This is a genomic window from Bacillus cereus group sp. RP37, from assembly GCF_040459695.1.
Lineage (GTDB): Bacteria > Bacillota > Bacilli > Bacillales > Bacillaceae_G > Bacillus_A.
Window position 1 is genome coordinate 1,185,355 of the sequence record NZ_JARVHP010000001.1, and the last position, 13,367, is coordinate 1,198,721.

Below are 13,367 nucleotides of genomic sequence, written 5' to 3' on the forward strand. Positions count from 1 at the left end.
ATTTTTTAGGGAGAATAGGGAAATGACAAATAACAATCAAATAGGTGAAAATAAGGAACAAACTATTTTTGATCATAAAGGAAATGCAATTATGACAGAAGATAGGGAAATACAAATTATTTCAAAATTCGAAGAACCTCTTATTGTCGTGTTAGGAAATGTATTAAGTGATGAAGAGTGTGAAGAATTAATCGAATTGTCTAAAAATAAGTTAGCACGTTCTAAAGTTGGTTCATCACGTGATGTAAATGATATTCGAACAAGTAGTGGTGCATTTTTGGATGATAATGAACTTACTGTGAAGATTGAAAAACGAATTTCATCTATCATGAATGTTCCTGCGTCGCATGGAGAAGGATTACACATTTTAAATTATGAAGTGGATCAACAATATAAAGCGCACTATGATTATTTTGCAGAACATAGTAGATCAGCTGCTAATAATCGTATCAGTACGCTTGTAATGTATTTAAATGATGTAGAAGAGGGCGGAGAAACGTTCTTTCCGAAATTAAATCTTTCTGTGAACCCTAGAAAGGGAATGGCAGTATACTTTGAGTATTTCTATCAAGACCAATCACTAAATGAGCTTACGTTACACGGAGGGGCACCTGTAACGAAAGGTGAGAAGTGGATTGCAACGCAGTGGGTGAGAAGAGGTACTTATAAGTAAAAGTGTGTATGTGACGTTTTGTTCTTCATTGCATAATGAGAACAAAACGTTTTTTTATTAATTAATGTAATCTTTCGTTATAATAACAAATAATAACGGATGATTGAGAGGAACGAACATGAAATCTATATACATAACCGGTTATATGGGAGCTGGGAAAACAACAATTGGAAAGGCATTAAGTAAAGAACTTCATATGGATGTTGTCGATACAGACCAAAAAATTGAAGAGAAGCAAGAGAAGGAGATCCGTGAAATTTTTGCCGAGGAAGGCGAAATGGCTTTTCGAGAATATGAAAGTGAAATGTTACGTTCACTCCCCAGTTGTAATGTCATTATTACAACTGGCGGCGGAATCATTGAGCGAGAGGAAAACCGAAAGTGGATGAAGGAGAATGGAACTGTCGTGTATTTATATTGTGATCCACATCTAATTGCAGAAAGGCTTCGTGAAGATACGACACGTCCACTATTTCAGAAGAAAGATATAGAGGCATTTGTGACGAAATTTGAATCGCGCCGAGCTTATTATGAAGAGGCTCATATTCATATCGATACGACGAATAAGTCTGTAAAGCAAATTATGAATGAATTGAAAGAAAAGATTAATGCATAAAAAAGTGGACATACTAATCAAGTAGAGGTGATGATAATATGTCTACTAATGATTATGTTCGCTTTGTGACACAGCAGTTTGTGTCATATATGGATGCTCCAAAAGAAGATCGTAAACAAAAGAAAGAACAACGCCGTGCTGAAAAAGAGCCATTTATGAATAAGTGGTTTGGTGTTATGCCGCTTAGTGCTGCTTTGTTTTATCGAAATGTAAAAAATAAAAGAAAAAAATCAAGTTAACGATTTCGTAATATGTCTAGCAAAATGAAAATCCCCTAGTAGTATGATACTACTAGGGGATTTTCATTTACTGCACAGATTCTTTTTCCTCTGTAACGCTATGTATTTTATTGTTTACCCAGACAAATCCAATTCCGATACAAATGGAAATGCCCCACCCAACAGCGGTCATAATCGCCCTCATTTCACCATAGCCATCTACACCGAAAACAGAGATGAAATAAATTTTTAAGAAGCTTTTTAATATGAATTGTAGCCCGAAAAATAGCGTTAAATATTGTAGTGCTGGATAGATACGACTATCACGATACAGCTCACGACTTTTATCACGGTCATGGCCTTGCAATGCGGCAATATCTGCTGCGAAATATAACATAAGTGGTTTTTTTATAAAAATTGTACATGTGACGATAACGCCGAGTACGATGTGATAATACGCATCGTTCCACAACATTCGTTCGGCTGATCCAGATAATAAATCTACCGTTGTATTAGAAATGAGTGTAATTAAAATAAAGAACCCTGTCACGTTAAACTGTTTTTCTTTTTTAAAGGTATACAGTGTATAAATAATCCCCGGAACAGAGGAAAGTAACATCGCGTAATAAGGGTCGATATAAGGTTTTGCGAATTTCCAAATGAGGAATGGGATTACGAGATAAAACACAAGATCCAATATAGCTTTTTTATTTTGATTCATACATGGCCTCCTTAAGTCATACATATATTTTATAATATAATTTCTGAAAATTATATAAGGTTTAGTGGGAAAAGCAAAAGTATATTCATATTTGAGGTATTGGTAGATTAAAAAATTGCCCCTAGCGTAGTAAGTTTTTTTAGTATATAATAAAGGAAACGCTTTCATTTTTTGGTTTGTTCACAAAATGGACGGAAAATCACATAGTTACTGTCGATATGTTGCTTTATAATGAAACTAATTAAATATACATGCATACAATATTGTGAAATAAATAACATAAATAATCTATATAAATGTAAACGTTATCAAAATAGAGAGGTGGAAACAATGAGTAAATTTTTCTTCAATCATAATCCAGCAACAGTAGAGGATGGAAGGCTTGTTAAGTATGCTGAAATTATTTATGGAGAAGGTGGCCGTTCTGTATTAGAAAATTTAATGGTGAAGGCATCTATCAGATTGCGTGATCGTTATCCGAATAAATCTGACGAACAGATCTCGAACCTCGTAAATAAAGGCATCCATGATATGTTTCGAAAATATGTGAGTGAGTAAGAGTAGCCGATGGCTACTCTTATTTTTTTTGCATAAGGATGGTGCCTCTAGCTGAAAATAAGGGTGTATTTTGAAAGATATAAAAGGAGTGAAACAGATGAGCAATGGAATTGGCCGTTCAAAAGAAAATCTTCCAACTGATGCAAATCATGTGAGTGCAAAGGATCGTGCGTATCAAAAACGTATGGCAAAGCAAAAACAACAAGAGCGTAATGGCGATAGAGGATAACGCAAAGTAAAGCTCCTTCTAAAACAGAAGGAGCTTTTTAAGATAGAAAATGATTCGCGGTAACATAAAAAAGTCCACCGTTAATAATTTGCACTGTAATGCGGGGTTCATACTGTTCTTGCAGTGCTTGTTTTTCAATTTCATAGCTTTCAGGAAGTTCATCACTTTCTTCATAAAAACGATTTAAAAGGTCCAAATCGTGATTCCAGCGCACCCTTGCTTCTTTCGCCCACGTATGGTCATCTTCTGTAATAATGCTTTTTAAAGCATCCTCTATGCGTTGTAAACCGCTTTGCGGTTTAATGATAGGCGAGAGCGTAAAACAAAAGTCAGGTATTTTCGGTGTGAGTTTAATTTTAGCTAATGTTTCATGAAAGTTTGCAATCATTGTGCCAGAAATAAGATGAATTCCAATGGAGTGGAGGATATCTTTTTTTCGATCACATTGATAGGAAACTTTAATATTTACACCGAGCCACGGATGGAGCGGTGTATGTGTCGCCCCGCTATGCCGTACTTCCTCATATAAACGTATGTAAGACCCTAATTCTTTTGTCGTTTGAAAAATTTGATGAAGACGTGGTGAACCGTAGTGAATAAGCTCGCCATCGTTTTCTTCATTTTCTGGATTTGTAATAAGGGTAAGGCGCATCGGATTCGGTACGCCTCCTGTTTTCTCAAGATAGTGCCAATAAAAAGGGCGGTTCATTAATAATTTATCCATCTCAATTGTTAACTGCACGTCTAATAATTGAGGAGAACGCTCTAAAATTTCGCAGTTATTCGCCTCGAAAAAATTGTATAAGTAATTATGAATTTCATGTTGCTGCATAGCCTTGCACCTCAGCTTCATTTCGTTTCGCGAAGTCGATAATAGATGTTAAGTTTTCCATCTTAATTCGGATTTCTCCTTCGCTTTTTGATTGCGCAAATATTTCTTGAATGTGCGCGTCGATGTTTTTCATATTAATTCTCGTTAAAATTTCATCGAGTTCACCGATAACACGCTCGAATAAATTGATTTTTTCATATAACAGTTTCAAAATATGTTCTTCAACAGTGTGTTTTGTAGCTAAGTTATAAATATGAACATCATTCTTTTGACCAAGACGGTGAATACGTCCGATTCTTTGTTCAAGGCGCATTGGGTTCCATGGTAAGTCGTAATTGATCATATGGCTACAAAACTGTAAGTTAATCCCTTCACCACCAGCTTCAGTTGCAATTAACACTTGCGCACGGTTTTGGAAAAGTTCCTTCATCCAATCTTTCTTCCCGCGTTTAAACCCACCGCGGAATGGTACGGAAGAAATACCGTGTTGTTGTAAAAACCATTGTAAGTACATTTGTGACGCTCTATATTCCGTGAAGATGATGACTTTATCGTCAATTTCTTTTATAAGCTCTAGAGCTTTATTCGCTTTTGAGTTAAAAGGAATATGATTAATTTTGTCCATTAGCACATCAATATGCGGGTCTTTTATGTAATGTTCATTTTCCTTCTGTCGTTTTTCTACATGTTTTTTTAATGAATAGTAAACAGCCTCACGACTACTGCACGCTTCCCGTTTTAAAGTTAACGATGAGAAAGCGGATGTGAAGGCATCTTGTCCTCTCCAATTTTCAATATCATTATATAAAGCTTGCTCTTCTTCATTAAACTCAACAAAAATTGTACGTACATGTCTCTTTGGCCAATCAATTCCGGTATTATGACGCCGATTTCGGACCATTACTTTGTTAATAAGAGCTTTTAAATCTTCATCAGATTCGGCAGAACGATTTTTTGAAGCGTAATATTCTTCAAAGTTGGATTGATTGCCTAAATGTCCTGGTTTTAATAAAGAAACGAGGTTGAAAATTTCATCAATCTTATTTTGAACAGGAGTAGCAGTTAATAATAAACAAAATTTCTTTTTTAAACGTTGTGCAAATTCATAGTTTTTTGTTTTATTATTTTTAAGTTTATGTGCTTCATCGATAATAATAAGGTCATATTCTAAGTTCAAAACGATATCACGATGCGGTGAACGTTTTGCAGTATCAATGGATGATACAATCACATCGGCTTGTTCCCATGAATAGCTTTTCTTTTGGGCTACAGCTGGAATGAAAAACTTTGTATTTAGTTCGTATGCCCATTGTGATACGAGAGAGGCCGGGACGAGTATAAGTACTTTTTTCACAAGGCCACGGACCATATATTCTTTTAAAATAAGTCCAGCTTCAATCGTTTTCCCAAGTCCTACTTCATCTGCTAGAATCGCTTTGCCATTCATTTGTTCAATGACATTTTGAGCCACTTCTAATTGATGAGGAAGCGGTGTGAAATGAGATAAATGTTTCGGTGCTTGTAGTCCATCGAAAGTAGGAACAAGTAACGATTTTTCTGTTTCATAAGCTAAATGGTATAAATCCCAGTTTGTCCAAGGGCCATCTTCGTCAATTCTATTTAAAAAATTGTTTTGCCACGTCCGATCTACGGAAATATCGACATTCATTATGACTCTCCCACCTTTTATAAACTAAAGTAATTATGAAAAAATCTTTATTATATAAGCCTTGTAACAAGGCGCTATTACACATACTAAAAGTTAAAGAATAGGCAAAGATAAAGGGCTAAATTTTGAAAGTTGTATTTAATAGGATTAAGAATAAAAAATTCTAAATTATTTTTTATGCTAGAATATTGATGAAATATAGCGAATAATGTTAGGATAATGGTGTGAAATGTATGGAATCTTTCGTATTTTATCCAAGAAAGTGATTTTTTATTTACGCTTTCATAAAAAAATGTAATGAGATTCCGTATATCCTATCTTTTCAGAGTGAAAATGTTTAGATAAGGGAAACAACTTTTATTGATTTGTCAGAGCATAAGGGGGAGAGAGCATGATTACATTACAACGTACACCGTTATTTGATGTATACGCGAAGTATGGTGGGAAAACAATCGACTTCGGTGGTTGGGAGTTACCAGTTCAATTTTCAAGCATTAAAGAAGAACATGAAGCTGTACGTACAGCGGCAGGTTTGTTCGATGTGTCTCATATGGGAGAAGTTGAGGTAAAAGGTGTAGATAGTTTAGCATTTTTACAACGTGTTGTTACAAATGACGTATCTACCTTAAAGGTAGGAGGCGCACAATATACAGCTATGTGCTATGAAAATGGTGGTACAGTAGATGATTTATTAATCTACAAACGTGGTGAAGAAGACTATTTATTAGTAATCAATGCATCAAATATCGAGAAAGATTACGAATGGTTAGCTAGCCATGTAATTGGCGATGCGACAGTAGTCAATGTTTCTAGTGAAGTTGCACAGCTTGCAATCCAAGGACCAAAAGCAGAAGGCATTTTACAAAAAGTTGTGTCAGAAGATTTGAAAGAAATTAAGTTCTTTAAATTTAAAAACGATATTCTTGTAGATGGAATTCCAGCACTTGTATCTCGTACAGGTTACACAGGTGAAGATGGATTTGAAATTTACTGTAAGAGTGAAGATGCTGCAAAACTTTGGGAGAAACTTCTTGAAGTTGGAGCAGAAGAAGGCTTAAAAGCATGTGGTTTAGGTGCTCGTGATACACTTCGCTTCGAAGCAACATTACCACTTTATGGTCAAGAATTATCAAAAGATATTACACCGATTGAAGCTGGAATTGGCTTTGCGGTAAAACCAAATAAAGAAGCAGACTTCTTTGGAAAAGAAACGTTAAAAGAACAAAAAGAAAACGGGGCGCCTCGCAAATTAGTCGGCATCGAAGTAATCGAACGTGGAATTCCTCGTACGCATTACCCTGTATTTATTGGAGAAGAAAAAATCGGGGAAGTAACGAGTGGTACACAATCTCCAACGTTAAAGAAAAGCATTGGTTTAGCACTAATTGATGTAAAATACGCAGCAGTTGATACAGAAGTAGAAATTGAAATTCGTAATAAACGCGTCAAAGCAGTAGTTGTTCCAACACCATTTTATAAACGTTCAAAGTAACGGGGAGAGGGGTAGATTTCATGTTGCATCGTTATCTTCCAATGACAGAAGAAGACAAAAAAGAAATGTTACAAACGATCGGCGTTCAAACGATCGATGAGTTATTCTCTGATATTCCAGAGAGTGTTCGTTTTAAAGGGGATTTAAAAATTAAAGAAGCAAAATCAGAGCCAGAGCTTTTAAAAGAGTTATCTCAAATGGCTAGTAAAAATGCTAACTTAAAAGAATATGCTTCTTTCTTAGGAGCAGGCGTATACGATCATTATGCTCCAGTAATTGTAGATCATGTTATTTCTCGCTCAGAATTTTATACAGCTTACACGCCATACCAACCAGAAATTTCACAAGGGGAATTACAAGCAATCTTTGAATTCCAAACAATGATTTGTGAATTAACAGGAATGGATGTAGCAAACTCTTCTATGTACGACGGAGGTACAGCTTTAGCTGAAGCGGCAATGCTAGCGGCTGGCCATACTCGCAAAAAGAAAATTCTTGTATCTAGTGCAGTGCACCCGGAATCAAGAGCAGTACTTGAAACGTATGCAAAAGGTCAACATCTTGAAGTTGTTGAAATTAATCATAAAGATGGTGTAACAGATTTAGACGTATTACAAAGTGAAGTAGATGATACAGTTGCTTGTGTAATCGTTCAATATCCAAACTTCTTCGGACAAGTTGAAAAATTAGCTGATATTGAAAAAATCGTTCATCAACAAAAATCATTATTTATCGTTTCTTCAAATCCATTATCATTAGGCGCACTAACACCACCAGGAAAATTTGGTGCTGATGTTGTAATCGGTGATGCACAACCATTTGGTATCCCAACGCAGTTTGGTGGACCACACTGTGGTTACTTTGCAACAACGAAAGCATTTATGCGTAAAATTCCAGGACGTCTTGTTGGACAAACTGTAGATTCAGATGGTAAACGTGGGTTTGTATTAACGTTACAAGCACGTGAACAGCATATTCGTCGTGATAAAGCGACATCTAATATTTGTTCAAACCAAGCGTTAAATGCATTAGCAGCTTCTGTTGCAATGACAGCGCTTGGAAAACAAGGTGTGAAAGAAATGGCACGTCAAAACATTTCTAAAGCACAATACGCAAAACGTCAATTCGAAGCGAAAGGCTTCACAGTAACATTTGCTGGACCTTTCTTCAATGAGTTCGTTGTAGATTGCAAACGTCCAGTAAAAGAAGTAAACGACGCATTACTACAAAAGAATATTATCGGTGGTTACGATCTAGGTCGTGACTATAAAGAATTTGATAATCATATGCTTTTAGCAGTAACTGAGCTTCGAACAAAAGAGGAAATTGACACACTTGTAAATGAAATGGGGGCTATCCAATGAAGAACCAAGACCAAGCACTTATTTTTGAAGTGACTAAAGAAGGACGCGTAGGATATAGCTTACCCAAATTAGATGTAGAAGAAGTGAAACTAGAAGATGTGTTTGAGAGCGATTATATTCGAGTAGAAGATGCAGAGCTACCAGAAGTATCAGAACTTGACATTATGCGCCACTATACAGCACTTTCAAACCGTAACCACGGCGTTGATTCTGGATTCTATCCACTTGGATCTTGTACGATGAAATATAATCCGAAAATTAATGAGAGTGTAGCTCGTTTCGCAGGATTTGCAAATATTCATCCACTTCAAGATGAAAAGACAGTACAAGGTGCAATGGAATTAATGTACGACTTACAAGAGCATTTAATCGAAATTACAGGTATGGATACTGTTACTTTACAACCAGCAGCTGGTGCACACGGAGAATGGACAGGCTTAATGTTAATTCGTGCATACCATGAAGCAAATGGTGACTTTAACCGTACGAAAGTAATTGTGCCTGACTCTGCTCACGGAACGAATCCAGCATCTGCAACTGTAGCTGGTTTTGAAACAATTACAGTAAAATCAAATGAAAATGGTCTTGTTGACTTAGAAGATTTAAAACGTGTTGTAAACGAAGAAACAGCAGCACTTATGTTAACAAATCCTAATACATTAGGTCTATTCGAAGAAAACATTTTAGAAATGGCAGAAATTGTCCATAACGCAGGCGGTAAATTATACTATGATGGTGCAAACTTAAATGCGGTATTAAGCCAAGCGCGCCCAGGAGATATGGGGTTTGACGTTGTGCATTTAAACCTTCATAAAACATTTACAGGCCCTCACGGCGGCGGTGGCCCAGGTTCTGGTCCAGTAGGTGTGAAAGCTGATTTAATTCCGTACTTACCAAAACCAATTTTAGAGAAAACGGAAAATGGCTATCACTTTAACTACGATCGTCCAGAAGCAATTGGGCGTGTAAAACCATTCTATGGTAACTTCGGAATTAACGTTCGTGCATACACATATATTCGTTCTATGGGTCCAGATGGGCTACGTGCAGTAACTGAGTATGCTGTATTAAATGCGAACTATATGATGAGAAGATTAGCGCCATTCTATGATCTTCCATTCGATAGACATTGTAAGCATGAGTTTGTATTATCAGGTCGTCGTCAAAAGAAACTTGGTGTACGTACATTAGATATCGCAAAACGCCTGCTTGATTTCGGTTACCATCCACCAACAATTTACTTCCCATTAAATGTGGAAGAATGTATTATGATTGAGCCGACAGAAACAGAATCAAAAGAAACATTAGACGGTTTCATTGATAAGATGATTCAAATTGCTAAAGAAGTAGAAGAAAATCCAGAAGTTGTACAAGAAGCGCCGCATACAACGGTAATTAAACGTTTGGATGAAACATTGGCTGCTCGTAAACCAGTTTTACGTTATGAAAAGCTAGCTCCTGTACAAGTTTGATTAGAATAACTAAGGAAGGACTCGCTATATGCGGGTTCTTTTTTTGTATGGAGAATTTATTCCGCTATTTGCGGGCTAATAATCAGTGGGAATGGACAAAAACCCCCACTGATTAAGGTTTCACTTTATGCAGAAGTAGTGAAGAAAATGTTAAAATTTTATATTTTTTGTTTCATAATGGTGTAAAGAAGCGGTTTTATAGGTGATTTTGTTGAAAAAGTCGGTTTGATAAAAGTATTTATTTTTGTTAGAATTTTATTGAAATTAAGAAGATGTAATGAGATAGGCATAACTCATTTTTATGTATATGTGAAAAAACGAGCAAGGTGGGGGTGAAAATGTGGGATATCGGTGTTATAGAATGATATACCATTTAGAAAACGGAAAAACGATTAAAGATGTAAAAGAATTTTGTTATCGAGACCAAGGAAAAGTACTAGAAAGAGTAGCGCATCGTGTAATGGATAATAGAGAAGTGACGGCAATTGATAAGCAAGGAACGATCATTTCAATAGCATGTGAGGACATTGTAAAGGTGGAACTTGATTACATAACAGAAAGTTAACCTTGAGTCATATCGAATTATTCGATAAAATATACTGTTGAATGGTGAAGTGAGAAGAGAGGAGTTTATTATGGGTAGTACAAGACACTTTTATATGTTTATCTTAGCGTTTGTTCTTGTTGTGGCATTAACGATTTATTTAATTGTTGATAGCACTTGGTACAACACAGTTCATCCAGCGTTCCTGCTGTTTATGTATGTAGGAATTGCGGTAGTGAGTTTCGGAATGAGAGATGAGATGTTAGATCGCTTTGAAAAGTGATACATATACGAAAGACCAACAGGAAAATGTTGGTCTTTTTTTCTTGCCAAAAATAGGATGGTGTGTATATACTGTATATATAAAGTATGTACAGTATATACACACACTGGAGGAAAACATGAATATTATTATTTCGAATTCTTCCCAAGACCCTATTTATGTGCAAATAAGAAAACAATTAAGCCAGCTTATTTTAAATGGTGGTTTAAAGGGTGGAGATCAATTACCGTCTATTCGTAGCTTAGCGAAGGAATTACAAATTAGTGTAATTACAACGAAGCGTGCGTACGAGGAGCTTGAAAAAGAAGGATATATAGAAACTGTTGCTGGGAAGGGGACTTATGTTTCACGTAAAAATAATGAACTACTAAAAGAACAAAGGCTGCGTCTATTGGAAAGTAAAGCAGAAGAGGTTGTAAATGAAAGTAAAGCGTTGCAGCTTTCACTTGAAGATTTACAGCAGATGATTGCGTGTTTATATGAGGGGGAATAAGAGATGTTAGAGCTAAAAAACGTTTGTAAGAGTTATCAAGATTTTGCAGTGAAAAATATAAGTTTTACGTTACCACGCGGATATATTATGGGATTTGTCGGACCGAATGGAGCAGGGAAAAGTACGACGATCAAAATGATTATGAATTTAATTAGAAAAGATAGTGGTGATATAAAAATTTTTGGCAAGGACAATAAAAAAGCCGAGAAGGAAATAAAACAAAATATTGGTTTTGTATATGATGAAAATCATTACTACGAAGATTTAACGTGTGAACAAATGAAACGTATTATTGCACCGCTATATAAAAAGTGGGACGAAGAGCAGTATCAATCGTATATGCATAGATTGCAAGTTCCGAAGTATAAAAAAATTAAAGAATTATCAAAAGGGATGAAAATGAAATTTGCGATTGCTATCGCACTTTCGCACCACGCGGAGTTCATCATTATGGACGAACCGACAGCAGGATTAGATCCGGTTGTTCGAAGTGAATTACTTGATATGCTGCAAGAGATTGTAATGGAGGATGAAGTATCTGTATTATTCTCAACTCATATTACAACAGACTTAGAGCTCATTGCAGATTATATTACGTTCATCAACGATGGAGAAATTATATTTACTGGTGAGAAAGATGAACTAATGGAGAACTACGTAATCGTAAAGGGAAGTAATGATTTATTAGACCGAGAAGGAAAAGAGCTATTTGTTGGATTACGAAAAAATAAATTTGGTTTTGAAGGTTTAGCGAAGGATAAACAAGCAATTGTCGATTGGTTTGGAAATGAGGTTGTAATAGAAAAGCCTACATTAGATGATATTATCGTTTACACTGCGAAAGGGAGAGGTGCCTATGCTTCAGCTCATATATAAAGATTTGTTCTTTTTTCGGGGGATATGGGTAGTGTATCTTATTATACCTTTTGTATTCTTTTTATTTGAAAACGGTGATGAAATGCTGTTTCCTATGAGTTGTTTATTTATAACTCTTTCCTCAGTTACGATACTAGTCGTAATAGATGAACGAAATACAAGCGACATTATTATGAATAGTTTACCGTTAAGTAGAAAGAAAATCATAATTGCTAGATATATTTCCAGTGCAATATTTATTGTAGGTGGCATGTTCTCTACGATGTTGGTTGCTTTTCTTATAAGAGGTATCGCTGTTATTGGTGATATAGGTGCATATCATCCTAATTTATACATTGAAATTCCATGGTATGGAGTAGTAAATGGGCTTATTTACGCCGTGTTTTTAGTTGTCACCTTTTACCCTAGTTATTATGGTACAAAATCGAAGATAGTAAGAAGTATAATATCAGCAGCCTCAATAGGAGTGGGTGGGATACTTTGGATATTTATTAGTGATGGACTGAATAAAACAGCACCTTCGTTCATTGAGTGGATTATGAATCCTATGCATGTTGGTATGTTTATAGTTGGAATTATTACATTAGTTAGTATTTACATTGCTTCTATGTTTCTTACAATTAAAATTTATGAAACACGTGATTTATAGAGAGGAGAATTCAGATGCAACAGTTGATTTTGAAGGAGTTTTTCTTACAGAAGAAGATATTTCCTTTCTATTTTTTAATACCTATGTTATCTATTTTTAAGGATTCCGTTCAACCAATGGGGATTGCAATAGGATTATTTATAACATGTAGTACAATTATTTATATTTCTTTTTATCATGAGGAGAAAAGTAAAGCAGAAAAAGTATTAGTGAGTTTGCCTATAACGAGACAAGAGATAGTTATAGCTAAATATATTTCAAGCACAGTATTTATTATGGTTGGTTTGAGTGCAACTTTTATAGTCATAATATTAAAAAATATTTTGTTGGACGGGGATATAGTTATGCCTGGATATGCAGTGTTTTCAGGAATAGTAGCAACTTTGATTTATTGTGTAGTAACGATACCTACTAATTACATTGGAGGATATAAAGCTATTACTGTCTTGAATGTGATTATGATTTTTCCTTTAATGGGTATGATTGGCTTTATGTGTAATATTTTTGGTGATAAAACAATTATGTTAAAAGTACTTCACTCTCAAGAGGCTACACAAGCAATGGGTGTTCTTGGTATTGGAGTATTAGTGAGTATATTCATATCAATGTTCCTCTCAATGAAAATGTTTCAGGAGGCAGAGTTATAGAAGGGACATTTTCATATTAGGAGGTGTAATA

Annotated in this window: 17 protein-coding genes and 1 pseudogene; 14 read left to right on the forward strand and 4 right to left on the reverse strand. The window is 35.4% G+C overall.

What is annotated here, in order from left to right:
• Nucleotides 1-22: 22 nt before the first annotated feature.
• The 3 genes from QCI44_RS06280 (at nt 23) to QCI44_RS06290 (ending at nt 1,528) form a co-directional block, all read left to right on the forward strand.
• Nucleotides 23-673, forward strand: a complete 651-nt coding sequence (locus QCI44_RS06280; RefSeq protein ID WP_016086294.1) for a 2OG-Fe(II) oxygenase — start codon at nt 23-25, stop codon at nt 671-673.
• 118 nt (nt 674-791) lie between these two features.
• Nucleotides 792-1,289 carry a shikimate kinase AroK gene (gene aroK, locus QCI44_RS06285; protein WP_016086295.1) on the forward strand — a complete coding sequence of 166 codons (498 nt, stop codon included), beginning with the start codon at nt 792-794 and terminating at the stop codon, nt 1,287-1,289.
• A 38-nt stretch (nt 1,290-1,327) separates the two neighbouring features.
• Nucleotides 1,328-1,528 carry a YqzE family protein gene (locus QCI44_RS06290; protein WP_000106081.1) on the forward strand — a complete coding sequence of 67 codons (201 nt, stop codon included), beginning with the start codon at nt 1,328-1,330 and terminating at the stop codon, nt 1,526-1,528.
• A gap of 67 nt (nt 1,529-1,595) precedes the next feature.
• Here the strand turns inward: QCI44_RS06290 and QCI44_RS06295 are convergent, their stop codons facing one another.
• Together QCI44_RS06295 and QCI44_RS06300 are read right to left on the reverse strand one after the other, a co-directional pair.
• On the reverse strand, nt 1,596-2,228 hold the full coding sequence (locus QCI44_RS06295; RefSeq protein ID WP_016086296.1) for a VC0807 family protein: 633 nt from the start codon (nt 2,226-2,228) through the stop codon (nt 1,596-1,598).
• Between the two features lie 139 nt (nt 2,229-2,367).
• Nucleotides 2,368-2,485: pseudogene (locus QCI44_RS06300) on the reverse strand (GTP pyrophosphokinase).
• Between the two features lie 73 nt (nt 2,486-2,558).
• On the opposite strand from QCI44_RS06300, the gene QCI44_RS06305 reads away from it, so the two are divergent.
• A complete protein-coding gene (locus tag QCI44_RS06305; protein ID WP_000032704.1) occupies nt 2,559-2,786 on the forward strand; it encodes a hypothetical protein in 228 nt (75 codons plus the stop codon).
• A 97-nt stretch (nt 2,787-2,883) separates the two neighbouring features.
• Nucleotides 2,884-3,015, forward strand: a complete 132-nt coding sequence (locus QCI44_RS06310; RefSeq protein WP_000064669.1) for a hypothetical protein — start codon at nt 2,884-2,886, stop codon at nt 3,013-3,015.
• A 37-nt stretch (nt 3,016-3,052) separates the two neighbouring features.
• Here the strand turns inward: QCI44_RS06310 and QCI44_RS06315 are convergent, their stop codons facing one another.
• Both QCI44_RS06315 and QCI44_RS06320 read right to left on the reverse strand, forming a co-directional pair.
• Nucleotides 3,053-3,847: a YqhG family protein gene (locus tag QCI44_RS06315; RefSeq protein ID WP_353811038.1), complete on the reverse strand. Its 795-nt coding sequence runs from the start codon at nt 3,845-3,847 to the stop codon at nt 3,053-3,055.
• Nucleotides 3,834-5,516 (reverse strand): DEAD/DEAH box helicase, encoded by a 1,683-nt coding sequence (locus tag QCI44_RS06320; RefSeq protein WP_001100033.1) that lies wholly within the window; start codon nt 5,514-5,516, stop codon nt 3,834-3,836. The genes QCI44_RS06315 and QCI44_RS06320 overlap by 14 nt, the downstream gene beginning before the upstream one ends.
• 391 nt (nt 5,517-5,907) lie before the next feature.
• Here QCI44_RS06320 and gcvT point away from each other — a divergent pair, with 391 nt between their 5' ends.
• The 9 genes from gcvT to QCI44_RS06365 all read left to right on the forward strand — a co-directional run bounded on the left by gcvT (nt 5,908) and on the right by QCI44_RS06365 (nt 13,336).
• Entirely contained in the window at nt 5,908-7,008 is a 1,101-nt protein-coding gene (gcvT, locus tag QCI44_RS06325) for a glycine cleavage system aminomethyltransferase GcvT (protein WP_000631766.1), read from the forward strand.
• 20 nt (nt 7,009-7,028) lie between these two features.
• Nucleotides 7,029-8,372, forward strand: coding sequence for an aminomethyl-transferring glycine dehydrogenase subunit 1 (gene gcvPA / locus QCI44_RS06330; protein ID WP_016086297.1), 1,344 nt, complete (start codon nt 7,029-7,031; stop codon nt 8,370-8,372).
• A complete protein-coding gene (gene gcvPB / locus QCI44_RS06335) occupies nt 8,369-9,844 on the forward strand; it encodes an aminomethyl-transferring glycine dehydrogenase subunit 2 (protein ID WP_016086298.1) in 1,476 nt (491 codons plus the stop codon). The genes gcvPA and gcvPB overlap by 4 nt, the downstream gene beginning before the upstream one ends.
• Nucleotides 9,845-10,205: 361 nt before the next feature.
• The gene (locus tag QCI44_RS06340; RefSeq protein ID WP_000639160.1) at nt 10,206-10,409 is read left to right on the forward strand and encodes a DUF3929 family protein; all 204 of its coding nucleotides are present in this window, start codon (nt 10,206-10,208) and stop codon (nt 10,407-10,409) included.
• Nucleotides 10,410-10,479: 70 nt separating this feature from the next.
• Complete coding sequence (locus tag QCI44_RS06345) at nt 10,480-10,671, forward strand: hypothetical protein (RefSeq protein ID WP_000535935.1); 192 nt, start codon at nt 10,480-10,482, stop codon at nt 10,669-10,671.
• 118 nt (nt 10,672-10,789) lie between these two features.
• On the forward strand, nt 10,790-11,164 hold the full coding sequence (locus tag QCI44_RS06350; RefSeq protein WP_001021358.1) for a GntR family transcriptional regulator: 375 nt from the start codon (nt 10,790-10,792) through the stop codon (nt 11,162-11,164).
• Between the two features lie 3 nt (nt 11,165-11,167).
• Nucleotides 11,168-12,040: an ABC transporter ATP-binding protein gene (locus QCI44_RS06355; RefSeq protein ID WP_016086299.1), complete on the forward strand. Its 873-nt coding sequence runs from the start codon at nt 11,168-11,170 to the stop codon at nt 12,038-12,040.
• Complete coding sequence (locus tag QCI44_RS06360) at nt 12,021-12,689, forward strand: ABC-2 transporter permease (protein ID WP_016086300.1); 669 nt, start codon at nt 12,021-12,023, stop codon at nt 12,687-12,689. The genes QCI44_RS06355 and QCI44_RS06360 overlap by 20 nt, the downstream gene beginning before the upstream one ends.
• Before the next feature lie 14 nt (nt 12,690-12,703).
• Entirely contained in the window at nt 12,704-13,336 is a 633-nt protein-coding gene (locus QCI44_RS06365; protein ID WP_016086301.1) for an ABC-2 transporter permease, read from the forward strand.
• Nucleotides 13,337-13,367: the final 31 nt, after the last annotated feature.